Here is a 25,980-nt window from a genome sequence, read left to right as displayed (position 1 = left end):
GTTGATATAGATTTTTAATAGAAGAAGTTTTTGTAGACCTTTACAAATCAACTAAACTTTTATGTCCTTTTTTACAGTGGCCTCTACAAGAGTAATAAGCTCTTCAACATGGTACTCTCTAATAGGTAAAGCTTGATGCACCTTAAATTCAATTCTATTACCAATTCCCATAGGAAAAGAACCATAACAATGAGTCTTCCACGAATTGTTAATACTTATAGGAACTACGTAACCATCTTTAAGTTCTTTAAATAGAATCTTTAACCCAGTTGTTTGAAATGGCTTTGGAACCCCATTTCTGCTCCGAGTACCTTCCGGAAAAATAACAGCAGAATAAGAATTATGAGCAATAAATTTTGCGAAATTACTAATAGCAGGAACGGCCTGTTTTGGATCCTTTCTATCGATTAAAACCGAACCCCCATGTCGTAAGTTAAACGAAACACTAGGGATCCCCTTGCCTAACTCCTGCTTACTAATGAACTTTGCATGAAAATTTCGCATATACCATATGATTGGAGGAATATCATACATGCTTTGATGATTAGCCACAATAACTAAAGGAACTCCCTTAGGTAGCTTTACCTTACAATCAAAATGAATTGAAGTTCCTAACAGAAGCAAACATTTCGTAAGACAAAGGTTTAACATGTCTACACTTTGCTTATGAGCATTATATCCCCCAAATTTCAAGCAAATCCATTGAATTGGATGAAATAACACCAACAAAAGCCCAAAGCATATAAAATAGAAAACAGAGAGTGGATACGCAATAATTTTTCTCACATTGTAGTATTTAAAGAATATAAGACATAAAAAAACCTGACCGTTTCATTGATCAGGTTTTTATAAGCAATTACTTACTAGCAAAATTCGTTGTAAGCATCTTTTAAATTTTCAGCAATCATCTCGGCTGGTCTTCCCTCGATATGGTGACGTTCTAACATATGAACCAATTCACCATCTTTAAACAAAGCCATTGAAGGTGATGAAGGAGGAAAAGGAAGCATAAAGCCTCGAGCCGTATCTGTAGCCTCGCGATCTACGCCTGCAAAAACAGTTACCAAATGATCTGGTTTCTTGTCATTCATCAAACTTATTTTGGCCCCTGGACGAGCATTGGCAGCAGCACATCCACATACCGAATTAACCACAACCAAAGTAGTGCCCTTTTGAGCCAAAGCCGCCTCAACAGCCTCGGATGTATGCAATTCTTCAAAACCTGCTAAAACTAAGTCTTCACGCATAGGTCTTACTAACTCTGCTGGATACATATCTAAAAAGTTTTTATTAAAATTCCTTACAAAGATACATAAAAATGACCTAACCAGTACGGCATTAACACAATCGTAACTACTGTATCATAAGCTTTTCTTATTACTAAAATTGGTTTAGATTGAAATAGTATATTTGCACAAAATTGAACATATGAAATGGGCTTTTGCCTTAATAGGCTATTTTATTTTCCGATTCCCGGGAGCCATTATAGGTTTTTTAATTGGAAGTGTATTTGAAAATACTTCGGTAAAAACGTACACACAAACTTCTTTTGGACGCCAAACAGTTTCTCCTTCTGATTTTGAATTAAATTTACTTTCACTTTGTGCCATCATCATAAAGGCTGATGGTGAGGTAAGTCAGCGTGAACTTGATTATGTGCGCCAATATTTTGTCCAAGCCTATGGTAAAGATCGCGCTAATGCCACTTTCCGTACTTTTAATGAAGTAGTAAAAAACAGAGAGGTTTCTGCTGAAAACATATGTCGTTTTTTAGCAATGCGTACTCGTTATGAGGTTCGCTTGCAATTAATCCACTTTTTATTTGGGATTGCCCAGGCAGACGGAGCTGTTAGTACTGCTGAAGAGCAACAACTCAAGCTCATAGCAAGCTTTCTTAGCCTTTCTCATAATGATTATGAAAGCATAAAAGCTATGTTTTTCAAAAATGCTGATCATGCATATACTATCCTCGAAATTGACAAGAATGCTAGTAATGAGGAAGTTAAAAAAGCCTATCGTAATATGGCAAAAAAATACCATCCTGACAAAGTAAATACTGCAGATGAAGCTATAAAAAAAGGCGCAGAAGAAAAGTTTAAACAGGTTCAAATGGCCTACGAACAAATTCAAAAAGAAAGATCAATGAATTAATTTTTAAAACTTACAGGTAGCTAGTGCACAACAAGCTGATTTTCAATAATTTTTGTAATTTTACGACAAGCTTTCAACTACTGCCCCTCATCCCGAAAGCACATGTAGCCTATAAATTAACGTTTAAACTGTTCTTTATATGAAAACATGCGCTCACATTAAAACATTTTATTTTATTGTATTTCTTGTTAATGTATCACTACTTATTGGCTGCAAGACTGATTCAAAAAACCAGTCAAAACCCTTAACCACAATTAATGAGGCAACCTCAAATTCCACAATAATAGAAGTAATCACCCAAAATATGGAATTCAACGTTCCAACAAAGATTCCTTCAGGTTGGACTACTTTCGAATACAAAAACAATTCAAGCGAGGTGCATTTTTTCGTACTAGAAAAACTACCGGAAGGAATAACCATTGAGGAGTATAAAAATGAGCTAATACCTCCTTTTAGAGATGCCTACACACTTATGAACGAAGGAAAAATTACTGATGGCCTAAAAGAATTCGATAAAATTCCGGCCTGGTATTCAGATGTTATATTTTCTGGAGGAGTGGGCCTACTATCTCCACATCATTCTGGCACAACAACCATATACTTGTCACCAGGAAAATATGCCATGGAATGCTACGTTCGAATGAGTAACGGTATTCCACACGTAGTTTACGGAATGCTTGAAGAAATAACAGTGACTGACACCAAAAATAAAAATGAAGAACCTACTGCAGATTTTAATATTTCAATCTCAACTCAACAAGGTATCACTATGGACAATTCTATAGCACCAGGGACCTATACATTCGGCGTACATTATATTGATCAAAAAACCTACGAAAACTTTGTTGGTCATGATGTCAATCTTGTGAAGGTTGAAGCTGAAGCTGATATAAATCAAGTTATTTCATGGATTAATTCGGGAGACTTTAAGGCATTTAGATCTCCGGCACCCGAGGGATTCACTTTTATGGGTGGAGTACAAGAAATGGGGGCTGGTGTTACTGGATATTTTACAGCAACACTTGATATGGGAAGTTATTTACTTATTTCAGAAACCCCCGATATAGTGACCAGAAAACTTATTAAACTACTTACTGTCCAATAAATTAACGCTTCTTTTTTCGCTTATTCCACCATATCAATGTCCCTGTAACAGGCAAGCTTGTAGCTATTAAACACGCTATAAAATAAATCCATTTAGAAAAAATTCCAAAAATCTCACCAGTATGAATGGGCTTAATCAATGAGGCAAATTGGACATTTAATGGTTTTTCAGAAAAAAACTCTTTCAGTAAAACGGAGCCATATAAATCTAAAACCAATACATCTGTAGCAACCGGCGACCATCCTGCGGTGTTATATTTACGAATTTGATATACTCCTTCATCCCCTAATGGAAGCGAAATTGTAATTTTTCCAGAATACGGAAATTCTTTGTCGGTTAGAGATTTCACATCATTAAGTGAGATTTTTTCAACCTCATCTTCTAAAACCGTAATAAACTTTTCAGTATTTCCTCCAAAAATGGGGGCACCAACTATTTTGCCCAAACCATCACGATATCCTTCAAACGACCAGCATAACCCAGTTATCCCCATAATCACAATAAAAACGCAGGCATAAAAGCCTAAAGTATTGTGAAGATCATGATTTATCCGTTTCCAATTCCCTGATGTCTTAATGGTAAAACCCTGACGAAAGTTTCTCCATTTCCATTTTTTTGGAAACCACAATATAATGCCTGTGATTGAAATTATCAGGAAAATTATAGTCGAAACTCCTACTATTGGTCGCCCAACGGAGGTGTCAAGTAACAACCACCTATGCATCCTAAACATAAACATCATAAATTCATCTACAGGAGTTTTTCCTGGCTTGACAATTTCACCTGTTTCGGGATGAACCTCAAATGCGGTACCTCTTCGTGAAGTTGGATCTGTCTTCACCCGTAACTCATAAGGAGCTGCAGTTGCTTCCGGTAAGGTTATACTTATCACCTTCCCTCCAGTGCGTTGCTCCACATTGCTCACTATATTCGAAAGTGGTTGAAAATTAACATCAGAAGAAACTATCATTGGGCTAGAAAACCAACCTTTAATCTCCTTTTCAAAAGTAAGGATTGTTCCGCTTAAACAAACTAAAAATAGAACCAACCCACTAATGAGACCCAACCACAAATGAACATCATTAATAAATTTTTTTACGCTGTATGGTTTTTGTTTTTTCATGAATTTTTAATTATTGCTTTATATACTATGAGCTTATAATTGACAAGTCCCATCCCATTAAAAAAAACGGCGGCAAATGTAGCGTAAAATCCAATACATTTACCGCATTTTCCTTAAAAGGTGTAACTAATTGAACCTGCAACAGTTCTAGGATCAATCTGGTTTATGTAACTAACTCGGTATGCATTATACCCTATTTGATTAAATATATTGTTTAACAATAATCGAGAATTCCAGTTGGAACTAATTCGATACCCCAATTGCAGATTTATTAGTGTATATCCTTCCAAATTGAAAGGTTTTATTTTTGGTTCAATTCCTTGATGAGTAATAGGTCCTGCACTCCAATCGTTGATAGGGCGTTCCCCAATATAGTAACCTCCCGCACCTATGCTCAATCCTTTTAGAGCATTAGTGAAATTATAATTCACATAGGCATTGAATGTATGCTTGGGCGTATTAAGTGGCGATGATCCATACACAAAGGAGGTATGTTCTTTATACTGTGCATCGATATATGAATACCCTGTTATTATTTCAAGGTTATCTATTATACGACCAGAAAGTTCAATTTCAATTCCTTTTCGCTCGTCATTACCTCCCTTTTGATAATATCCAGTAGCTACCCAATTCTCATCGTAAACTGGCAGATTAATATTCCTATTATTTATTTTAAACAGGGTAACATTTAGGCGTAATCGACCATCCAACCAATTGGTCTTTACACCCGCTTCCAACTGATCAAAACGCTCATTTCCTAACTCACTCCCATTTTTATCCAAACGAGAAGCAGTTCGAGGATACGCACTATTAGTATATGAAGCAAAAACATTCACGTTTGCATAAGGATTGAATATTATCCCCATCAATGGATTAAAAGCATCATTTTGAGTAATTTCCGTGGCAGTTGAAGTCTGTGTTGTACTGTATCTTACACCCAAGAAGGTTTTCAACCAATTATTCCAACTTATTACATCCTGGGCTACCACACCTATAGCTCTTGAAGTGGTTTCAACAACTACTTCAGGCCCATAATTTATAATAGAAGGCAATTGATGAGAATTTGAGGCAAATACATCTATTGAATCGACCACTGAAGCACTCTTGGTAGAGGTCTCAAGCTCATTAGTTCGATAATCAAATCCTACTTGAAAACTATGCTTTATTTTACCAGTTTTAATATCATCCCCAATGAGATCTACCTGAAAAACTTTATTGTTATCCATTCGTGAAGAATTTGTGTATCCTCGTTTACGTTTATTATACACAGGTTCTCCATTTTCTACTATATAACTTCCTAAACTAGCCCTTTTATCCTGTAAATCTAATGTCGAACTAAAATAGGCAGCCATTAATTTCAATTTATTACTTACTTCATGATTAAATCGAATTGAATAGGTGCTATTGTGGGTTATTGCCTTGTCTTTACTATACCCTAAATATTGACTAAAAGGTAACCTATAAATTGCATTTTCATCAATATCATCAAGATTTACAGTACCAAGATCGGGTGTACGACTATCATCAAAATAATCCATTTCAGCGGTAATTGTGGTACCTTCCCCTAATCTCCATTGAAAAGACGGATTGATATAGAATCTTTCAGATGAAATTCCTTGTCTATAACTATCGGCACGTTCAAGTGCACCATTAACTCTGTAAGCTAAAGTTTTACTTTCATTCATTGCTCCAAATACATCATATGTAGTGCGAAGTTGACCATAACTTCCCCCACGCAAGCTCACAGTACCTCCTGAAGTATATTTTGGAATTTTAGTCACTATATTAATTACTCCGCCAGGACTTCCTAAATCAGTAGCCACTCCTTGTGTTATAGCAGCGCTTCCTTTAAGAACCTGGATGTTATCAACTCCTTGCATATCAGTTAAAATCCCTGTACCCCTAAAATCAGAATGTACCCTCACACCGTTTTTAAGAATTGGTATGCCCCTAAACCCTCTTGATGACATACTTTCACTGCGGTTACCATAAGTTGCGAAAGTGTATACGCCAGGCACATTTCTCGTAGCATCGGCGATGGTAAGATTTCCTTGTTGTTCTATAAGCTTATCAGAAATAATAGATATACTCTGAATCTGCTCATATGGAGCTAATGGGAGTCTTGTGAGTGTTTCTATTTTATCTGGATGTTTAAAACGGTTTCCAAATACCTCCACTTCGTCAAGTTCATTATCTGCATGCAATACAATAGTAAGGTTAATGCTTGGGCTCACATTTACTTGCTGGAGAATTGTTTTAAAACCGACAGCACTTACACGTAATTTTAATTGGCCTTGAGGGAGATTATGTAATACAAACACACCGTCCTCACCTGCAGAAACACCAATAGACGTACCTTGTATAAGAACATTCGCAAAAGCTATAGGTTGCTCTTGTTCATCAACTATTGTACCCCTCAGGCTTTTTTGCTGGGCTGAAGTTATCTGAAAAGCTAATAATAGACAAAAAACAAAACAATATTTCATTTTATTTAGATTTAATTAAAATAACGATGCAAAGGTAATAGTCAACTCATAAAAAACAAATTTATTTAGACTTATTTCAAATAAGAAAATATAACTACTTGTGTTAAAGCACAATAATTTTATACTTTAACAATCTCAAAAATCAGTGTACGAGAAGAAAATGAGAGAAAGAAAGTATACACCGCTAAATTTGTCAAAATTTTATTAGGAAAATAAACTGATTCTGAATATATTAGTAGTACTAATTTTACTAATAGAGGTATTTATGGGATTAATTTCGTGGATAATTTTCGGTCTTATTGCTGGTGCAATTGCAAAGCTTATTATGCCAGGCAAGGATCCTGGAGGATTCGTTGTAACTGTTCTCATAGGAATAGCCGGAGCCCTTATCGGAGGGTTTGTAGGTAGAGCTTTTGGAGTGCTCGAAGATACTACACGTTTTTGGAGTCCAATGGATTGGTTATTTTCCGTTCTAGGAGGACTTATCGTACTTTTTATATGGAAAAAAATAGCAGCCACAAAATCAGCTAAATGACAGTGCCTTATACTACTCAATCTTTGACTTAAAAATCACACATTATAGTGTGATTTTTTTTAACCTAATGCTATCCAAAATATTATTGTACATTTGGACAACCCACTTAAAACTTAATTATATTATGGATCAATTTTGGTTCTATTTTAATCTTGGTTTACACCATGTATTGGATATCAATGCATATGACCATGTATTATTTCTTATTGCACTTACAGTACCTTATACCTTTAAAGACTGGAAACATGTGCTCTTGTTAGTTACAATATTCACTGTAGGGCATACACTGTCACTTTTCCTTTCTGTATTTGGCATTGTAAATGTTTCAGTATCATTCATAGAATTTCTTATCCCCGTAACTATTTTAATTACAGCTTTACTTAACATATTTACTGCTGGAAAAGGCCCACGCAAAGAAAAATTAGGAATACTCTTTTTTATAACACTCTTTTTCGGGCTTATCCACGGCCTAGGGTTTTCAAACTATTTCCGTCAGATTATAGCTGACCAGGAAAGCAAGGCTCTTCCTTTAATAGAATTTGCCCTAGGGATTGAAACTGCGCAAATCATAGTTGTTATGGTAGTGTTACTGTTCAGTTTTATTGTTCAATCAATATTTCGTTTCAATAAAAAAGATTGGATGTTAATCACCTCTTCTATGGTTATTGGTATCATTATCCCAATGCTCCTAGAAACCTATCCTTTTTAGAAGAAATTAACTTCCTAGGTATGGTTATTCATATCAAAGACAGTATCTTCGTCCTGTACAATGCTACCTAACAATTGCCGTACTACATGTCTGAAGAAAAACAAGATCGATATGACAAAGCCTACCTTCGTATGGCTGCAGAATGGGGAAAATTATCCTATTGCAAACGTAAACAAGTTGGAGCTATTATAGTAAAAGACAGAATGATAATTTCTGATGGCTATAATGGGACTCCCACCGGTTTTGAGAATTACTGTGAAGATGAAGAAGGTTACACCAAATGGTATGTTCTGCACGCGGAAGCCAATGCCATCCTTAAGGTCGCCGCATCAACCCAATCATGTCAAGGGGCTACCCTTTATATTACCCTTTCCCCTTGTAAAGAGTGCAGCAAGCTTATTCATCAATCAGGGATAATTCGCGTAGTTTATATGGAGGCCTATAAAGACAATTCAGGATTGCAATTTCTTGAACGTGCTGGCGTTACAATTAAACATATTTCAGAAATCTAAATTAGCAGAGCACAGGAATAGAAAATATCAAGAACTTAAGTGATGAAAAATCATAAAACGTATTTATGGCCACTTATACTTGCAACAGCGTTAGCTGTAGGGGTTGTCATTGGTGGAAAATTACGTTTTAGCAATACTCCAGAAGACTTTTTTACTACAGATTCAAATAAAGCTAAATTGAATCGACTTATAGACTATATTGAATATGAATATGTCGATCAAGTAAATACAGATAGTATTGTAGACCTTACTGTAAACAATATTCTTGAGAGACTAGATCCGCATTCAGTATACATACCTAAGGAACAAGCACAGCAGGTTGCTGAGAATATGCAAGGAGATTTTGTAGGCATAGGAATAAGTTTTTATATGTATAAAGACAGCCTTTCTGTAATTCGTCCACTAGAAGGAGGACCTAGCATGCCAGCAGGAATATTACCAGGTGATCGCATTCTTATGGCCGATGGAGATACCTTATACGGCAAAGGAATGGAAAGTGAAGCCGTGGTGAAAAAACTAAAAGGATTGCCAAATACTTCAATTAATCTTAAGGTACACAGGAAAGGATCTCCAAACTTATTAGATTTCACAATAAATAGATCTAAAGTCCCTATCAAAAGTGTAGATGGTTACTATATGCTGACTCAAGACTTAGGATATATCAAAATCAATCGATTTGCAGAGTCTACTTATAAAGAATTTATGAATGCCCTTAACGCATTGAAAAATAAAGGAATGTCGCAACTTGTGCTAGATTTAAGAGACAATCCTGGAGGGTACCTAAATATAGCTGAACAAATAGCCGACGAGTTTTTGGCCGACAAAAAACTAATTCTGTATACCAAAAATAAAAAAGGCTCTATTGAAAAAACCTTTGCAACTAAAAAAGGAGCATTTGAAAACAACCATGTTTATGTTCTAATAAATGAAAAATCAGCATCAGCTAGTGAGATTATAGCTGGAGCACTACAAGATAATGATCAAGGGACAATAGTAGGGCGCAGATCTTTCGGAAAAGGACTTGTTCAGCGCGAAATGCCTCTACCTGATGGGTCCGCAGTACGCCTAACCATTTCTAGATACTACACTCCTACCGGTAGATCAATTCAACGCTCTTATGAAAACGGCACAAAAAACTACTATGAGGATTATTTAAAAAGATTTGAAAGTGGTGAACTACAATCAATCGACAGTATTAAGGTTGCAGATTCGTTGAAATTTAAAACCCCTAAAGGAAAAATTGTTTACGGTGGTGGTGGAATTATTCCTGATGTATTTATTCCCCTTACGGCGAGTATTGAGGATGAAACCGTAACTTACATTCTTCGATCTGGATTGGCTTCGTTCTTTATTTTTGAACACTTAGATAGTGATCGTAACCAATATCAAGATTATGACGAAGATCATTTTATTACTACCTATGAAGTGCCTGAATCACTTATTCAGAATTTCAATCAATATTTAGCCCAACGTCGATTAAAGATAGACCTTAACATATATCATTCAGAAATTGCAAAATATCTAAAGGCAAATATTGCAGAACAGCTTTTTGGTGAAAACGCTTATGAGCGTATTGTAAATAAAGATGATAATGCTCTGTCCAAAGTAATAATGTTAAGTACCTCTCATTAACTTATATTAAATAATTTTGATAGTACTCTATACTTATCTCTGTTAGCCATCATTCAATAGATTAATTAAATCAGAACATTTAAATCTGTATTAGCTGACAGTAGGCAAAGCCTTAGCTCCATTTATAATGGTCTATTCAGTAGATTTTCTCAAATTCTACTTTAATAACTCGTATAAAAGGGATAATGCTTAAGATATAAATAAAATGGTAACAATTGGAAACAACAATCACCCTTTTTTCCATATGCCCTTTATATCGACCTAGTTAAAAAATCCTAATCTGAACCAATCAACTAATTCACCTTCTAGCCCTAGGACAACAAAATAACAGTTGGACATAAATTAGCAAACTAGTTTTAGGAATCTCTAATATGGTTTTCTAAGTAATTTCTTAAGAAAACCAATAAGGTTATTAACCGCCGTATATGGCAAGGTTGAATCTTTCTAATTCAATACAATCCACACTCTATCATGGACTATAAAAGATTTCAGACATGCAGATCTTAATCCCAATGCATACTGCATTTCAGGGTGATCCTCAATTGGAGATTAATACATCCTACAATTGGAATTAGTCTTTTAACTTTTGTTGTATTTTTTGAGAAAGATGCATTATTAAAAGTAGTAGTATAGCACACAACGGCGCTACAATACCAATAATAGCAACCAAACTATCTCCCTTAAAAGGAGCATTTGTATCAATTTGGGTACTATTAAAAATCATTAGCACTACTGCCAGAATTCCAAGTACCAAGTAAACATATTTCATTACGTATTAAATTTTTTAAGCCTTTAGGCAATTGCAAATTTACAATAATCCTTTGATATTGGTGGTAAACAATTTCACGGCAATAGCTAATAATATTACCCCAAAAACCTTTCTGATAACACTAATACCTTGTTTGCCCAAAGCTCTTTCAATTCGTTTGGAAGATTTAAGCACAATATAAACAAATATGATATTAACTAGGATGGCAACTATAATATTCTGAACCTCAAACTCCGCTCGTAATGATAATAAAGAAGTCATGGTTCCAGCACCAGCTATAAGTGGAAAGGCCAATGGAACAATAGAGGCCGTTTCGGGCGCATCGTCCTTATATAGGGTGATTCCTAAAATCATTTCCAATGCCAAGAAAAATAATATGAAGGAACCAGCAATGGCAAAAGACTCCACCGAAATTCCAATGAGATTAAGTATTTCCTCTCCTAAAAAAAGAAAAACTATCATAATAACAGCGGCTACAATAGACGCCTTTTCAGACTGAATATGACCCACCTTTTTTCTCAAATCAATAATAATAGGGACACTACCAACAATATCAATAACAGCAAAGAGAATCATACTTGCGGTAGCTATTTCTTTAAAATTCAATGTCATATCCTCAAATTTTTGAAGCAAAAGTAATCATAACTAAGTACATATCTTTAAGATTTGTAAAACTTAGCACGTATAATGAATAGGATGTGTACCTTTGCGGCATGTTTCAAATTGACAAGACCATCGTTTCTGAAGAAATCATTAGCAATGATTTTGTGTGCAACCTTAGTGCTTGCAAAGGCGCATGTTGTATTGATGGAGAGGCAGGAGCCCCTCTAGAGGAAAGTGAGCTTTCTATATTAGAAAGTATCTATCCCAGTGTAAAACCGTACCTCCGACCTGAAGGATTAACAGCTATTGAAGCTCAAGGAGTCTATATTAAGGGAGTAGATGGAGATTGGGAGACTCCTTTAATTGATGGAGCAGACTGTGCCTATGTGATTTTCGACAACAAAGGAGTGGCACTTTGCGCAATTGAGAAAGCCTACAATGAAGGAAAAATAGATTGGAAAAAACCTATTTCTTGCCACCTCTATCCAGTCAGGGTAAAACAATACTCCGATTTCTCCGCAGTAAATTATCACCGCTGGTATATTTGTGACAACGCCTGTAGCCTTGGAAAAGAGCTAACTGTCCCAGTTTATAAATTCGTTAAAGAAGCTCTCATCCGTAAATTTGGAAATCAGTGGTATGAAGAACTGGAGGAGGTTGCCAAAGCAATGAAAGAGCAGAACTAAATGACACTACAATAATCTTAAAATTTCAATATCATTTAATTCTATACTTTCATTCATACCAAACCAGATTAAAAATGATTACTATAGAATGCATGTAACACCAATCTCAATTACTAAAAAAATCTTCAAAAAATACTCTAGACAACTTTGTAATCAGAAGACATCTTCACATCAAAATGAGGCATCTATTATGATAAAATTGTATTTACCGCAGTACACTGCATACCAGTTTGTTCAATTTTCAACAGTTTTCAATAGCCTCAAAAACAATTATTTAATACCTTTTTATCCTTTTAACATTAGTAAGAAAAAACATCATTCTTGTTAAAAACTAAAGGCTTTTGTGAATAAGTATGGCTTTCTTTTTTGCCTTCAATTTTCAATCTTTGTTACTCCCAAGCCGTCCAAAAAAAAGTCAATAATCTCAGTAAAAAAATCTAAAAAAATGTCTGCAGTAGAGCCCATACTACAAGAAAACAAAGATCGATTTGTAATTTTTCCCATTCAACATAAGGACATTTGGGAATGGTATAAAAAACAAGAAGCTTGTTTTTGGACCGCGGAAGAAATCGATTTACACCAAGACCTTACAGACTGGAATAATAAACTTTCAGATGATGAACGTTATTTCATTAAGCATATATTGGCCTTCTTTGCCGCATCTGATGGAATTGTTAATGAAAATTTAGCTGAAAATTTCGTAAATGAAGTACAGTATTCCGAAGCTAAATTTTTCTATGGTTTCCAAATAATGATGGAAAACATCCACTCTGAAACGTATTCTCTGCTTATAGACACCTACGTTAAGGATGAAAAAGAAAAAAACATTCTTTTTAAAGCCATTGAGAATTTCCCTGCTATCAAAAAGAAAGCAGATTGGGCTTTAAAATGGATTGAGTCTCCAAGTTTTGCTGAACGTCTAATAGCATTTGCCGCTGTAGAAGGTATTTTCTTCTCTGGTGCATTTTGCTCCATTTTTTGGTTGAAAAAACGTGGCCTTATGCCAGGGCTTACCTTCTCTAACGAACTAATTTCCAGAGATGAAGGAATGCATTGTGATTTTGCAGTTCACCTACACAACAACCACCTTATTTCACCTGTAAGTAAAGAGCGCATTAAGGAAATTATTGTCGATGCCCTAAATATTGAAAGGGAATTTATTACAGAATCTCTTCCTGTAAGCCTTATAGGTATGAACTCAAAATTAATGACACAGTACCTAGAATTTGTAACTGACCGTCTTCTAGTAGAATTAGGTTGTGAAAAAGTTTATAATGTGACCAACCCATTTGATTTTATGGATATGATTTCCTTACAAGGAAAAACAAACTTCTTTGAAAAGCGAGTTTCCGAATATCAAAAAGCAGGCGTAATGAACAATGATACGGAAGGTAATAAAATCAGTTTCGACGCAGATTTCTAGAATCGTACCTCAGCTTTAAGCTGAATTCAATATACAAGATTCCATACTGTTTTTTATAAAAAACAGTATGGGTTTTTGGACACTATACCGAAATATTACTAACTAAAAACCAATTTGTAGCGTATGTATGTATTAAAGAGAGACGGGCGTCAAGAACCCGTAATGTTTGACAAGATTACTGCCCGAGTACGCAAATTGTGCTACGGTCTTAACGATTTAGTAGACCCAGTAAAAGTAGCAATGCGTGTTATTGAAGGTCTATACGATGGGGTAACTACTTCAGAATTGGATAATTTAGCTGCAGAAATTGCTGCTACCATGACCACCACACACCCCGACTACGCTAGGCTAGCAGCGCGAATTTCGGTATCCAACCTCCATAAAAACACCAAAAAATCGTTCTCGGAAACCATGAACGATCTTTACAACTATGTGAATCCGCGTACTGAACAAGCAGCACCTTTAATCTCTGATGAAGTGCATGACATTATTCAAGCTAATGCAGATTTTTTGGATTCTACAATAATTTACAATAGGGATTTTGGCTATGATTACTTTGGCTTCAAAACATTGGAACGCTCCTATCTCCTTAAAATAAATGGAAACATTGTAGAGCGTCCGCAGCACATGCTAATGCGTGTTGCGGTAGGCATTCACCTTGATGACATGGAGAGTGTAGTAGAAACCTATGAACTCATGTCAAAAAAATACTTTACGCATGCCACACCTACTCTATTTAATTCCGGAACACCTAAACCACAAATGTCATCATGCTTCCTACTAACTATGAAGGATGACAGTATAGATGGTATTTATGACACACTAAAACAAACTGCCAAGATATCACAATCCGCAGGCGGAATTGGTCTTTCTATTCATAATGTGCGCGCTACAGGAAGTTATATAGCAGGAACAAACGGTACCTCAAATGGTATTGTTCCTATGCTAAGAGTATACAACGACACAGCTCGTTATGTAGATCAAGGAGGAGGAAAAAGAAAAGGCTCATTTGCTATATACATTGAACCATGGCATGCAGACATCATGGACTTTCTTGATTTAAAGAAAAATCATGGTAAAGAAGAGATGCGTGCTCGCGATCTGTTTTATGCAATGTGGATTCCTGATCTTTTTATGAAGCGCGTTCAAGAGGATAGTAGATGGACCCTTATGTGCCCTAACGAATGTCCTGGTCTTTATGATGTTCATAGCGATTCTTTTGAAGAATTATACCTGCGTTACGAGGCTGAGGGTAAAGGTCGAAAAACAATCAAAGCCCGAGAGCTTTGGGAGAAAATTCTAGAATCTCAAATAGAAACTGGAACTCCGTATATGCTTTATAAGGATGCAGCTAATCGTAAATCTAACCAAAAGAATCTTGGAACTATTAGATCATCGAACCTTTGTACTGAAATCATGGAATACACTGCTCCTGATGAAGTTGCAGTATGTAACTTGGCTTCAGTAGCATTGCCTATGTTTGTAAAAAATGGAGAATTTGACCATAAGGAACTTTTTAAAGTAACTAAACGAGTAACACGCAACCTCAACAGAGTCATTGACCGTAATTACTACCCAGTAATTGAAGCTCAAAATTCAAACTTCCGTCATCGTCCTGTAGGATTAGGAGTACAAGGTTTGGCTGACACATTTATTATGCTCCGCATGCCGTTCACCAGCGACGAAGCTAAAAAATTAAACCAGGAAATTTTTGAGACGATGTACTTCGCCGCAGTAACTGCATCCATGGAATTAGCGAAAGAAGAAGGTCCATACGACACATTCAAAGGATCGCCAATTTCACAAGGAGAGTTTCAACATAATATGTGGGGTATAAAAGACGAAGAGCTAAGCGGCAGATGGGATTGGGCTAAACTACGCAAAGATGTTATAAAAAATGGTGTACGCAATTCCTTATTGATGGCTCCAATGCCAACTGCTTCTACTTCACAAATATTAGGAAACAACGAATGTTTCGAACCGTATACCTCCAATATTTATACTCGTCGTGTACTTTCTGGAGAATTCATAGTTGTGAATAAACATTTATTGGAAGATTTAGTTGCACTTGGATTATGGAATGAAGATCTTAAGCAAGAAATCATGCGTGCTAATGGATCAATTCAAGAGATTGATATCATTCCTCATGAAATAAAAGAACTTTATAAAACGGTGTGGGAATTAAGCATGAAAGACATCATTGATATGTCTCGTCAACGCGGATATTTCATTGATCAAAGTCAATCACTTAACCTTTTTATGGAAGGGGCTACAATGGCTAAACTTACCTCTATGCATTTCTACGCATGGAAAAGTGGTCTAAAAACAGGAATGTATTACTTGAGAACTAAAAGCGCTGTAGATGCCATTAAATTTACGGTACAGAAAAAACAAGAAACGAAGCCTACTGCTGAATCGCAACCCTTAACTTCTGATGAACTGAAAGCAATGATTGCCCAAGCAAAAGCAAGTGAAGGAGATGATTGCCTTATGTGTGGCTCTTAACCTAAACTGATCTTATGTATAAAAAGGAGCGAATTATTCGCTCCTTTTTTATTACTATATTCTGCATATAACAAAAAAGGTTGCCTTTTTAGCAACCTTTTTAAAAACTAAATATGAATAAGAGATATAGCTTACAAGCCAACAGTCCATCCTTGAGCCCATGCAGGTACGCTAGTACCGTTTCCAGCACCTGTAGCACTAGAATTTTCAGCATAGATCTCCGTTAATGAAGCAGGATTATATTTTGCCTTCAAAGTAATGATGTTGTCAAACTTTACGTTAGTGGCTTTCAAAGTTCCATCAGCAATATAAGAAATTGACTCATCATGTTGTACATCAAAACCAATTAGGAAATTATTCAATACAACATTATCAAATACTGCCTTCGTACCTACACGTAATTTGATAGCTTGAGATTCTGTTCCTTGATCACCTAGACCTATTAAAGTAAGGTTTTTAATCGATGGATTAGAGATTGGAGTAGCCACATGGTTTGAAGAATTATTATCAGCTTCAATACCTCTATTTCCTCTACCTAAACCTAATTTACCAAACCAGTTTTCGTTAGTTCCAGACCATCCTTCAGTCCAATCGAATTGATCATCTTCATTACTTGTAGAAACAAGATACTTGGTGTTTACAGTACCTCCAAAAAATTCGAAGCCATCATCAGACCCTTCATGAACCTGTACATACTCAACAGTAGTTCCACTACCAACACCAAAGAAAGAAACCCCATTAAACTCCTTTTCGCTGTTAAAGGCAGCACCCGAGTACTCCACTCTTAAATAACGAATTACACCTGAATTATCGTTAGCAACATTACCTCCATAAGTTAGGTCAGAAACCTCTGCAGTAGCTGTTTCTCCTTTATTGATAGGTGCTTTTCCACACACTACAAGACCTCCCCAAGCACCTGGCTCCTTTTGGGAAGCAGTCATCACAACTGGATTTGTTGAAGTACCGTTTATAGAAATTTTACCTCCTTGAGCAACAGCTATATAAGAAGATGTTCCACCAGTAGCCTCGATTACAGTTCCGGCAGGGATTACAAGCTCTGCCCCTTCGTTAACCACCAATCTCCCAGTAAGTGTATAAACAGTTGAAGCATTTAGTATCACTTGTCCGTCGTTAATGTCTCCCTTAAAATTACTTGGAACAAGTTGAAAAGAAGATGTTGGCTCATCATCATCACTAGATGAACAGCTAGTTAAAACGACTCCAGAAATAGCTAAGATTCCAAAAAGTTTTGCAATTGATTTTTTCATTACGTAGTTTGATTAATTTTTATACTACAAAAGTCTATAGTAGGTTTATTGTAGAAGTTAATTCAATATCAATGTTTTATTAAACAATTCCTGTTCATTGTTAAGAGAAAGTTAGCTGTGTTTATACATTGTAAATCAACAAAAAGGCGGACTCATAGGAATGAATCCGCCCTTATTATAAGTTTCTAAAAGTATCTAAAATTGATAATTAAATCCTATTCCAAAATTTATCCCCTTTTTGAAAGATCCAACTAAAATCTCATTACCTGGATTTTGTTGAGTTCTCTCTACGGCAGGATTCAGAATATTTTTAGCAGATATTCCTATGCTAGTACGTGAGGATAATTTAGATTTCAAAATAAAATCAAGGGCCCCAACTCCCTTATCAACAATATTTCCTTTGGTTTCAGTTCCTAAAGCTCTGATTCTATCAGAAAAATGATTGTAGGCCAATACCATCATAACATCTCTATTTTCAGACCAACGCTTATAAAAGGTAACATCTGCATTTAATAACAGATCAGATGCCCCTGTGAATCCATCCTCAGTATTAGAAAAATTCACATTATAACTTCCTTTAGTTTCTATTCTAACCTTGTTGGCATCTAAATCTTGTTGAGTATGCATATAGGCAGCATTTAACCCAGCAGTAATTCTACTTTCTTTACCATCTTCTTCTAAGTTCCAAAGGTTTTTTCTAACTTCAACTTCAGCTCCTACTGCATAGCCCATATCACCAGTATTTACATAAGCAATATCATTAGTAGATGACGCCAATGTAATCTCATTAATCGGATTTTGAATATACTTACCAAAACCTGTAAAGGAAACAATCTCGCCTCTATTGGGGAAAAGCTCCCATTTCAGATCTAAATTATAATCATCAGAAGGATATAAATAAGGGTTACCTACAATTACTTCCGTTACATCCTCATAAACGAAGCGTGCTCTTTCCTTAAACTGAGGCAATGTATAAGTTTTACTAGCTGCCAAACGGAGATTTTGCTTCTCATTTAACTCATACTTCAAAGTTAAATTAGGTAAAATTGCAGTTTTATCAAAATCATTTTTACTCCCCACATCATCCAACTGAGTTCTCCAAGAGACTTTTTGATAAATCTGCTCACCTCTCATTCCAAGTACCCCACTTAACTTGTTAGTTAGTTGGTATTCTAAATTAAGATAACCTCCAAAGATTTCCTGATCACCACTATAAACTTGAGGATCTAAAGCACCTGCTACATTGGCTCCTCCTCTAAAAGTCTCAATTGCAAATGCACCTGCATTATAATTATTTTGATTAAAAAAAGCGTCTAAGTTATCTGGAGAAACCAAGGTGTTACGTTGATCTAAAGCCACTCTAAAGTTAAACTGAGTCGCTTCAAATTCTCGATTTTTTATACGGGCATTATACCCCAATACAAGCCGACCTTTATATTCTTCATCCGACGTTTTCCCAATACGATATCCTAATGTAACATTGGCAGCAATCTCACTCTCATCTAAATCCTGATAATATCTATGATTATCAGTAGTCGCATTAGTAGCAAGAACATACCCTGATTGATTGAAATCATAACGCATGGTATTCTGAATTCTATCTGGCATATTACTTACAATGGTATTGTATGAAGCTCCCCAATCTAATTTAATGCGCTCATTATAAGTGTGCTCACCTAATAGTTGATTAACAAAAAGTGTATTTTGCACATATGTCGAACGTTGAATAATTCCATTATCATCCTCAGCAATATCTCTAATATACCCTTTATACTCGTCCTTCTGTTGATTAGAAGAATTTACATATAAAAGGTTATAACTTAATTTATTCTTTTCATTTATACGATAACCAACATTAAACATACCTGTGGTATTTGTTGAATAATCGTAAGATTCTTTACGAAAATTTTTAATAAACTCTCCTTGAGCTTGTGCACTTCTATTTACACCGGACTGATATCCATATTCATTTCCAAATGAAGCTGTAGCAAAAAAACTAAGTCTACTGTTTTCACCAACTGAAAACGATTTACCACCTGTCAAAGCTAAACTTCCCGCAAGAGGAATAGTAGTATCAGCATTTAACTTATTCTTAAAGTTAAATCCACTTAACGCATTGCTTGGAATCTCTACTTTATTAAACCCTGATGCATTATATCCTGATTGCAAGTAAAAATTATCTTCTCCAATAGCATTACTATTTACAGAAGATTTAACTCCTAAGGCTAAAAAACCGTTGCCGTTATAATCTTTTGAAACAATATCTACATTTCCTCCTGCGAAATCTCCATACATTTTACTGTTATAAACCTTATCAATCGAAATATATTCAACGATATCTGTAGTGAAAATATCCAAGTCAATATTCTTACGCTGAGGATCATTTGAAGGCAATGGTAACCCATTCATTGAAGACGAATTATAACGATCACCCAATCCTCTCACATAAATAGTACCAGTACCCTCCTGTTTTGATATACCAGTAGTCTTAGTTACTGCAGTTGCAACATCACTAACTCCCTTTTGAGATAACTCTTGCGCTCCTATACTTTGTTTTATCTCCAACGCTTTACGTTGTTCAACCAGCAAGGCTTCTTGAGATTCCTTCTTAACAGTAGTCGTAATTACTACCTCATCTAATGCAACATTATCTGCACCTAAAGCTATGTTAACTTGAGCATCTTTTCCTGCCACAACAACCACATTGGAAACCTCCACCGTTTTGTATCCAATAAAACTAAAAATAACTGTGTACGTTCCTGGAGCAACACCTTCAATTGAGTAGTTCCCTTCCATATCAGTAGTAGCTCCTTTAGACATTCCTTTAATTTGCACATTAGCAAAAGGTAGGGGCTCATTACCCATCTCCTTATCGGTGATAGTCCCTCGGATTGAGGTTGTGTTTTGGGCTACAACCAGGGAAGTAGTTAATAGCCAGATAAAAAATAATACGTTTTTCATGTGTGTTTTAAAATATTGGTGCAAAGAACATATAGCGGTGTAAAGCAGTAGTTACCTCTTTGTTAAATATCTATGATGAAAAAGTTAGTGCAATGTTGCATCAACATTATCTAAATGTTAATTGATTTTGTTATCAATTTTACCTTAGCTTTTAAAAAACGTTCTATATTGCAATCAAAATAACCTACATGTACTGGGAACAACTTTTATCATTAAAACGATATGGCGACACTCATAAACGCCTACGAATTGAACAAGACGAGACACGCCTAGGCTTTGAAGTCGATTACGATAGAGTTATCTTCTCTTCAGCTTTTAGAAGTTTACAAGATAAAACTCAAGTAATTCCCCTCTCAAAAACGGATTTTGTCCATACACGACTTACCCATAGTCTTGAGGTTTCGGTAGTAGGAAGAAGTTTAGGACGTACCGTTGGAAAAGAGATTCTAGCAAAGCACCCCTATTTAAGAGAGATACACGGATACCAGTTTAACGACTTTGGCGCCATTGTCGCTGCTGCTGCTTTGGCTCACGATATTGGTAATCCTCCTTTTGGTCATAGTGGTGAAAAAGCAATTGGAGAGTATTTCAGTATTGGTAATGGGAAACGATTTCAAAACATGTTCACTCAAAAGGAGTATCAAGATTTATGTGATTTTGAAGGAAATGCAAATGGATTTAAAATTGTTACTGAAAGTCGAAAAGGAATTGATGGTGGACTTCGTTTAAGCTATGCCACTTTAGGTGCCTTTATGAAATACCCTAAAGAATCACTCCCTAAAAAACCTACAAATCACATAGCAGATAAAAAATATGGTGTATTCCAATCAGAAAAAACAATATTTGAGGAAGTTGCCAGAGAATTAGGATTATTAGAAACACGTCAAGGCAATAACATTAGCTATACCAGACACCCACTTACTTTTTTAGTTGAAGCTGCGGATGATATTTGTTATACAATTATAGATTTTGAGGATGGCATCAATCTTGGATTGATTCCAGAAGACTATGCCTTGGAATATCTTATTAAATTAGTTGAAAAATCTATTAACCGAAAAAAATATAGCACATTAATTACCCGTGAAGATCGCTTAGGATACCTTCGTGCATTAGCCATTAACACTCTTATATCAGACGCTTGTGCTATTTTCATGAAATACGAGGACGATATTTTAAAAGGCAACTTTCAAGTTTCATTATTAGCCAAAAGCCAATATAAAGCTCAAATAGATGATATCATCAAACTCAGTGTTGATCGCATATATCGCTCTAGAGAAGTTGTCGAAAAAGAAATTGCAGGTTATGCTATACTACAAAATCTATTAGATTGCTACTGTACAGCAATACTAGGTAAAAACCAGGGACATAGCAGCAATTTCGATTCTTTAGTTTTGAAAACAATTCCAGAAAAATATCTTAATGTAGAAGACACAATATACCATAAAATATTAAATATTGCTTGTTATGTTGCAAGCCTTACTGATAGTAAAGCTGTTGAATTAAACAATAAAATAAGAGGAGCGGCACTTTAGAACGCGTAAGTGACACCGACACCAAGGACTTGTTTTAATTGAATTCTTGAACCATAACGATAGGTATTCCCTAAAGGGTCTAAACCTTCTTTAAACTTAACATCATCATCATACTTAATGTGTGCTCCAATATTCGCACGCACATAACTATTGACCACCAAGTTTAGGTTCATCTCCCAGTCGACATCTACGTTTCCAAAGCTATTTAAATAATCAGTATATAGACTTACCCGGTTACTAAAATGCATATTCTTATATATCTCTTTTTGCCATGTACTTGATATCAGTATACCAAGCTCTCCTACATGATTTTTCCCTTCCTTTATAATATTACCCTCCGAATCATATATAGCTTTGTCAACACCAAATGCTCCATTATTTGCTAGCCGTTGATCAAGAACAAAGGTTGATTTTAAAGTTATTGGGGAAATATAAAGAGAAAAATCCTCCTTTCGAGGTGCATATTCAGTACCAGCTCCCAAGAATAAATACCCTGGAGCCATAAAGCGAGATTTTGGGACATCTCGATTTGGATAATTATAACCATTACTAAATTGAGATAGGAAATTCAATTTTGAAGAAAAATACCAGTTGGAAAACTGACTTTTGCGATGCCCAAATGTAGAGTTGAAAATAAGTGCATCATCCGTTTTCCTAATTTCTTGTCCTTCTTGGGCATTAATTCCATAACGAATCAATAACTCATTGTTCCAGAAAAAAGTTCGTGCAACATATCGCCTCCTAAAAGAAGCATTGGCTAAGGCAGAAACGGAATTATTTCCACCAGCATTCCAATTCACAAAGGCAACTTCATTAAGGTTGATTCCCAGTCTGTTATATTTCCGCCATTTAGACTGCTCTCTTTCAATACGTTTAAAAGTCTGAACTACTAGTGTAGTATCCACTTTCACATCTAGAGAAGAAGTCACTACATACTGACGATTAGTTCTTAATTTCTTATTTTGCGCCGTTAGCCAAACGGCATTCAGTAGCATTACACATAAAAGAAGTTTCTTCATTACGGTTACAAGTTCTATTGGTCAGATATACATTTTTTTAACTCGGCAACTATAGCAGCAACGCTGATTCCAGATATTTCTTGTAATTGAGACACCGAACCCTGATCAATAAATCGATCAGGCACACCCATCATGACAAGCTTCCCTTTAAATCCTTGCCCAGCAGCAAACTCCACTACTGCGCTTCCAAAGCCCCCAGTTACCACACCATCTTCAACAGTAATTACAGTTTGGTACGTTCTAAAAATTTGAGAAAGCAATGCATGATCAATTGGCTTAACGAATCTCATGTCATAATGTGAGAAATGATTTGTGAAACCCGATTTCTCAATTGCTTCTGAAACGTTATTCGCTATTGTACCGACGCTCAAGACTGCAAATTCCTTGCCAAATCGAAGTTGTTCACCTTTTCCAATAGGAATTTCTTCAAAAGGCCGCTTCCAATCAAGGGTAATTCCTCTACCTCTTGGATACCTAATTGCTATGGGTAAGGCAAGGCCCTTTTGCGCAGTGTACATAATATTCCTCAATTCCATTTCATTTCGTGGGGCAAAAATTATGATATCAGGTATACATCGCAAATAGGCTAAATCAAATACACCGTGGTGAGTTGCACCATCTTCACCTACCAACCCAGCTCTATCCAAACAAAAAATTACAGGTAGCCTTTGAAGAACTACATCATGGATTACCTGATCATATCCTCGCTGCAAAAATGTAGAATAGATATTACAAAAAGGAACCATCCCTTGTGTAGCCATACCTGCAGCAAAGGTAACTGCATGTTGTTCAGCAATACCTACATCAAAAGCTCTGTTTGGAAAGGCCTCCATCATATATTTAAGGGAACTACCAGTTGGCATTGCTGGAGTAATCCCAATAATTTTTTCATTTTGAGAGGCTAGTTCAACCAAGGTATAACCAAATACATCTTGATATTTAGGAGGTTTAGGATCTCCTTCAGAAGGAACCAATTCCCCAGTATATTTATCAAACTTACCTGGTGCGTGGTATTTTACTTGATTCTCTTCCGCTTGACGAAGTCCTTTACCCTTGGTTGTCACAACATGCAGAAATTGTGGCCCATTAGATTTCTTTAAACGTTTTAACTCCTTAATTAATGCACCAAAATCATGTCCATCAATTGGACCAGTATATTCAAAATTTAAAGCTTTAATAATATTATGTCTTGCAAGTCTCTTGTTGGTTTTTACTTCGGTAAGATACTCTTTTAAAGCACCAACACTAGGATCGATTCCTATTGCATTATCATTTAGAATTATTAGTAAGTTTGCATTAGTAACACCTGCATGATTAAGCCCCTCAAATGCCATTCCACTAGCAATAGAAGCATCTCCTATCACTGCTATATGTTTTTTATTGTAGGCTCCATTTAACTGAGAAGCGATAGCCATTCCTAGTGCTGCGGAAATAGAAGTTGACGAATGACCCACCCCGAAAGTATCATATTGACTCTCACTTCGCTTAGGAAATCCACTAATACCACCTAATTGCCTATTCGTATGAAATTGATCTCTTCTTCCGGTAAGAATTTTATGCCCATAGGCTTGGTGTCCTACATCCCACACCAATTCATCAATCGGAGTGTTAAATATATAATGTAATGCAATCGTTAGTTCGACCACACCTAAACTAGCCCCCAAATGACCCTCCTTTACTGACACAATATCAATTATAAACTGCCTTAATTCTTTAGCCAACTGAGGCAACTCCGCCTCTGTTAGTTTTCGCAAATCTTTAGGTGTTTCAATATTTGACAACAAGGAATAGTACATTGATTATGACTTCATTAGAATTTATAAAAATTAAAAATGAGGAACTTACAGCTACGTCTCAATTAACTTTAACTACAGCTACTTATTTTACAATACAAAAGTACGAGAGTAAATCGTATTTTTACGACAAACTTTATCCTTGTATGATTACTCCCTATGATGACACCTACTTTATGAAAAAAGCTCTTGAAGAGGCCAAGGCTGCTTTTGACAAAGGAGAAATCCCTGTAGGTGCCGTTATCGTAATTGATAACCGTATTATTGCCCGTACACACAACTTAACCGAAACCTTGACTGATGTAACTGCTCATGCAGAGATGCAGGCCATTACTGCTGCTGCTAATTTCTTGGGAGGTAAATACCTAAAAGGATGTACTTTATATGTAACTCTTGAACCATGTCAGATGTGTGCGGGAGCTTTGTATTGGAGTCAAATTGACAAAATTGTATATGGTGCTAAAGATGCCCAACGAGGATGTGGTGCTATGGGCACTACGCTTCATCCAAAAACATCAATAGTGGGCGGAGTTCTGGAAGAAGAAGCATCTATGTTGATGAAACGTTTTTTTATTGAGAAACGAAATTTAAATTAATAAAAAAACGTCAACTTTTCAGTTGACGTTTAGCACTACAAAAATAAAATATATCTTTTATCCGATTACTTGCACATTGGTTGCAACCAATCCTTTTCTTCCTTCTTCTTCTGAATATTCTACTTTGTCTCCATCTTTAAGCTCAACACCCTTAAGTGCTGTTACGTGCACAAAAATGTCTTTGCCGGTTTCTTCGTTTGTAATGAATCCGAAACCTTTAGATTCATTAAAAAATTTAACTGTACCTGTCATGTAAATAATTATTAATACAGCAAATGTATGTTTTAATTACATACAAAACATACTCTTAAGGTGATTTATTTGATAAAAATTATTGATTTTCAACATCTTTTTCAGAATCTTGGCTTTTAAAAAGCTGAAAATCTTTCAAATTCTTATTCTTATACCTATGATAAATAAACACAGGCATTAAGACAAAAGCTGTTGCTAAAACAGACAATCCGATAATTCTATCACCCGTAACAACATCACCAGAATTCTTGTAATAAAAACCAATTAACAAACTCACCGCAATACATAACGTTATCAATTGAATAATTCGCTTCATAATC

General features: G+C 35.7%; 23 protein-coding genes. 11 read left to right on the top strand and 12 right to left on the bottom strand.

The annotated features are described in order from the left end of the window. Nucleotides 1–51: 51 nt before the first annotated feature. On the bottom strand, nucleotides 52–786 hold the full coding sequence (locus tag PT603_RS12125; protein WP_040488566.1) for a lysophospholipid acyltransferase family protein: 735 nt from the start codon (nucleotides 784–786) through the stop codon (nucleotides 52–54). 77 nt (nucleotides 787–863) lie between these two features. Next, nucleotides 864–1,274 (bottom strand): BrxA/BrxB family bacilliredoxin, encoded by a 411-nt coding sequence (locus tag PT603_RS12120; RefSeq protein ID WP_008237249.1) that lies wholly within the window; start codon nucleotides 1,272–1,274, stop codon nucleotides 864–866. A gap of 154 nt (nucleotides 1,275–1,428) precedes the next feature. Between PT603_RS12120 and PT603_RS12115 the strand changes: the two genes are divergently transcribed. Next, nucleotides 1,429–2,151, top strand: coding sequence for a TerB family tellurite resistance protein (locus PT603_RS12115; protein WP_008237247.1), 723 nt, complete (start codon nucleotides 1,429–1,431; stop codon nucleotides 2,149–2,151). A 139-nt stretch (nucleotides 2,152–2,290) separates the two neighbouring features. Continuing rightward, a complete protein-coding gene (locus PT603_RS12110) occupies nucleotides 2,291–3,256 on the top strand; it encodes a hypothetical protein (RefSeq protein ID WP_040488565.1) in 966 nt (321 codons plus the stop codon). Between the two features lies 1 nt (nucleotide 3,257). Here the strand turns inward: PT603_RS12110 and PT603_RS12105 are convergent, their stop codons facing one another. Together PT603_RS12105 and PT603_RS12100 are read right to left on the bottom strand one after the other, a co-directional pair. Next, nucleotides 3,258–4,379: a PepSY-associated TM helix domain-containing protein gene (locus PT603_RS12105; protein WP_008237245.1), complete on the bottom strand. Its 1,122-nt coding sequence runs from the start codon at nucleotides 4,377–4,379 to the stop codon at nucleotides 3,258–3,260. Nucleotides 4,380–4,492: 113 nt separating this feature from the next. Next, entirely contained in the window at nucleotides 4,493–6,865 is a 2,373-nt protein-coding gene (locus PT603_RS12100) for a TonB-dependent receptor (RefSeq protein WP_008237244.1), read from the bottom strand. 265 nt (nucleotides 6,866–7,130) lie between these two features. On the opposite strand from PT603_RS12100, the gene PT603_RS12095 reads away from it, so the two are divergent. The 4 genes from PT603_RS12095 to PT603_RS12080 all read left to right on the top strand — a co-directional run bounded on the left by PT603_RS12095 (nucleotide 7,131) and on the right by PT603_RS12080 (nucleotide 10,253). Continuing rightward, nucleotides 7,131–7,400 (top strand): GlsB/YeaQ/YmgE family stress response membrane protein, encoded by a 270-nt coding sequence (locus PT603_RS12095; protein ID WP_008237242.1) that lies wholly within the window; start codon nucleotides 7,131–7,133, stop codon nucleotides 7,398–7,400. Between the two features lie 124 nt (nucleotides 7,401–7,524). Beyond that, entirely contained in the window at nucleotides 7,525–8,109 is a 585-nt protein-coding gene (locus PT603_RS12090; protein WP_008237241.1) for a HupE/UreJ family protein, read from the top strand. An 86-nt stretch (nucleotides 8,110–8,195) separates the two neighbouring features. Then, entirely contained in the window at nucleotides 8,196–8,621 is a 426-nt protein-coding gene (locus PT603_RS12085; RefSeq protein WP_008237240.1) for a deoxycytidylate deaminase, read from the top strand. Between the two features lie 42 nt (nucleotides 8,622–8,663). Further along, nucleotides 8,664–10,253, top strand: a complete 1,590-nt coding sequence (locus PT603_RS12080; RefSeq protein ID WP_008237239.1) for a S41 family peptidase — start codon at nucleotides 8,664–8,666, stop codon at nucleotides 10,251–10,253. Between the two features lie 571 nt (nucleotides 10,254–10,824). Here the strand turns inward: PT603_RS12080 and PT603_RS12075 are convergent. Beyond that, the gene (locus PT603_RS12075) at nucleotides 10,825–11,022 is read right to left on the bottom strand and encodes a hypothetical protein (protein WP_008237238.1); all 198 of its coding nucleotides are present in this window, start codon (nucleotides 11,020–11,022) and stop codon (nucleotides 10,825–10,827) included. A gap of 39 nt (nucleotides 11,023–11,061) precedes the next feature. Continuing rightward, complete coding sequence (locus PT603_RS12070; protein ID WP_008237237.1) at nucleotides 11,062–11,634, bottom strand: MarC family protein; 573 nt, start codon at nucleotides 11,632–11,634, stop codon at nucleotides 11,062–11,064. 101 nt (nucleotides 11,635–11,735) lie between these two features. On the opposite strand from PT603_RS12070, the gene PT603_RS12065 reads away from it, so the two are divergent. The 3 genes from PT603_RS12065 (at nucleotide 11,736) to PT603_RS12055 (ending at nucleotide 16,239) form a co-directional block, all read left to right on the top strand. Continuing rightward, the gene (locus PT603_RS12065; protein ID WP_008237236.1) at nucleotides 11,736–12,311 is read left to right on the top strand and encodes a DUF3109 family protein; all 576 of its coding nucleotides are present in this window, start codon (nucleotides 11,736–11,738) and stop codon (nucleotides 12,309–12,311) included. Nucleotides 12,312–12,756: 445 nt separating this feature from the next. Next, nucleotides 12,757–13,734, top strand: a complete 978-nt coding sequence (locus PT603_RS12060) for a ribonucleotide-diphosphate reductase subunit beta (protein WP_040488520.1) — start codon at nucleotides 12,757–12,759, stop codon at nucleotides 13,732–13,734. Nucleotides 13,735–13,857: 123 nt separating this feature from the next. Further along, nucleotides 13,858–16,239 (top strand): ribonucleoside-diphosphate reductase subunit alpha, encoded by a 2,382-nt coding sequence (locus PT603_RS12055; RefSeq protein WP_008236113.1) that lies wholly within the window; start codon nucleotides 13,858–13,860, stop codon nucleotides 16,237–16,239. A 131-nt stretch (nucleotides 16,240–16,370) separates the two neighbouring features. Here PT603_RS12055 and PT603_RS12050 read toward each other — a convergent pair whose 3' ends face one another. Continuing rightward, nucleotides 16,371–17,507, bottom strand: a complete 1,137-nt coding sequence (locus PT603_RS12050; protein ID WP_008236115.1) for a beta-helix domain-containing protein — start codon at nucleotides 17,505–17,507, stop codon at nucleotides 16,371–16,373. A 195-nt stretch (nucleotides 17,508–17,702) separates the two neighbouring features. Continuing rightward, nucleotides 17,703–20,468 carry a TonB-dependent receptor gene (locus PT603_RS12045; RefSeq protein WP_008236116.1) on the bottom strand — a complete coding sequence of 922 codons (2,766 nt, stop codon included), beginning with the start codon at nucleotides 20,466–20,468 and terminating at the stop codon, nucleotides 17,703–17,705. A 188-nt stretch (nucleotides 20,469–20,656) separates the two neighbouring features. Here PT603_RS12045 and dgt point away from each other — a divergent pair, with 188 nt between their 5' ends. Next, nucleotides 20,657–22,000: a dGTP triphosphohydrolase gene (gene dgt / locus PT603_RS12040; RefSeq protein ID WP_008236117.1), complete on the top strand. Its 1,344-nt coding sequence runs from the start codon at nucleotides 20,657–20,659 to the stop codon at nucleotides 21,998–22,000. Here the strand turns inward: dgt and PT603_RS12035 are convergent. Further along, nucleotides 21,997–23,019, bottom strand: a complete 1,023-nt coding sequence (locus PT603_RS12035; RefSeq protein ID WP_040488481.1) for a DUF3078 domain-containing protein — start codon at nucleotides 23,017–23,019, stop codon at nucleotides 21,997–21,999. The genes dgt and PT603_RS12035 overlap by 4 nt on opposite strands. A 14-nt stretch (nucleotides 23,020–23,033) precedes the next feature. Then, nucleotides 23,034–24,815, bottom strand: coding sequence for a 1-deoxy-D-xylulose-5-phosphate synthase (locus tag PT603_RS12030; protein ID WP_008236119.1), 1,782 nt, complete (start codon nucleotides 24,813–24,815; stop codon nucleotides 23,034–23,036). A gap of 143 nt (nucleotides 24,816–24,958) precedes the next feature. Here PT603_RS12030 and PT603_RS12025 point away from each other — a divergent pair, with 143 nt between their 5' ends. Then, on the top strand, nucleotides 24,959–25,408 hold the full coding sequence (locus PT603_RS12025; protein ID WP_008236120.1) for a nucleoside deaminase: 450 nt from the start codon (nucleotides 24,959–24,961) through the stop codon (nucleotides 25,406–25,408). Between the two features lie 57 nt (nucleotides 25,409–25,465). Here the strand turns inward: PT603_RS12025 and PT603_RS12020 are convergent, their stop codons facing one another. After that, nucleotides 25,466–25,660: a cold-shock protein gene (locus tag PT603_RS12020; protein WP_008236121.1), complete on the bottom strand. Its 195-nt coding sequence runs from the start codon at nucleotides 25,658–25,660 to the stop codon at nucleotides 25,466–25,468. Between the two features lie 79 nt (nucleotides 25,661–25,739). Further along, entirely contained in the window at nucleotides 25,740–25,976 is a 237-nt protein-coding gene (locus tag PT603_RS12015; RefSeq protein ID WP_040488521.1) for a hypothetical protein, read from the bottom strand. Nucleotides 25,977–25,980 lie beyond the last annotated feature (4 nt).

The sequence above is a fragment of the Imtechella halotolerans genome, from assembly GCF_028743515.2.
GTDB classification, from domain to species: domain Bacteria; phylum Bacteroidota; class Bacteroidia; order Flavobacteriales; family Flavobacteriaceae; genus Imtechella; species Imtechella halotolerans.
This window is presented reverse-complemented; position numbering and strand designations above follow the sequence as displayed.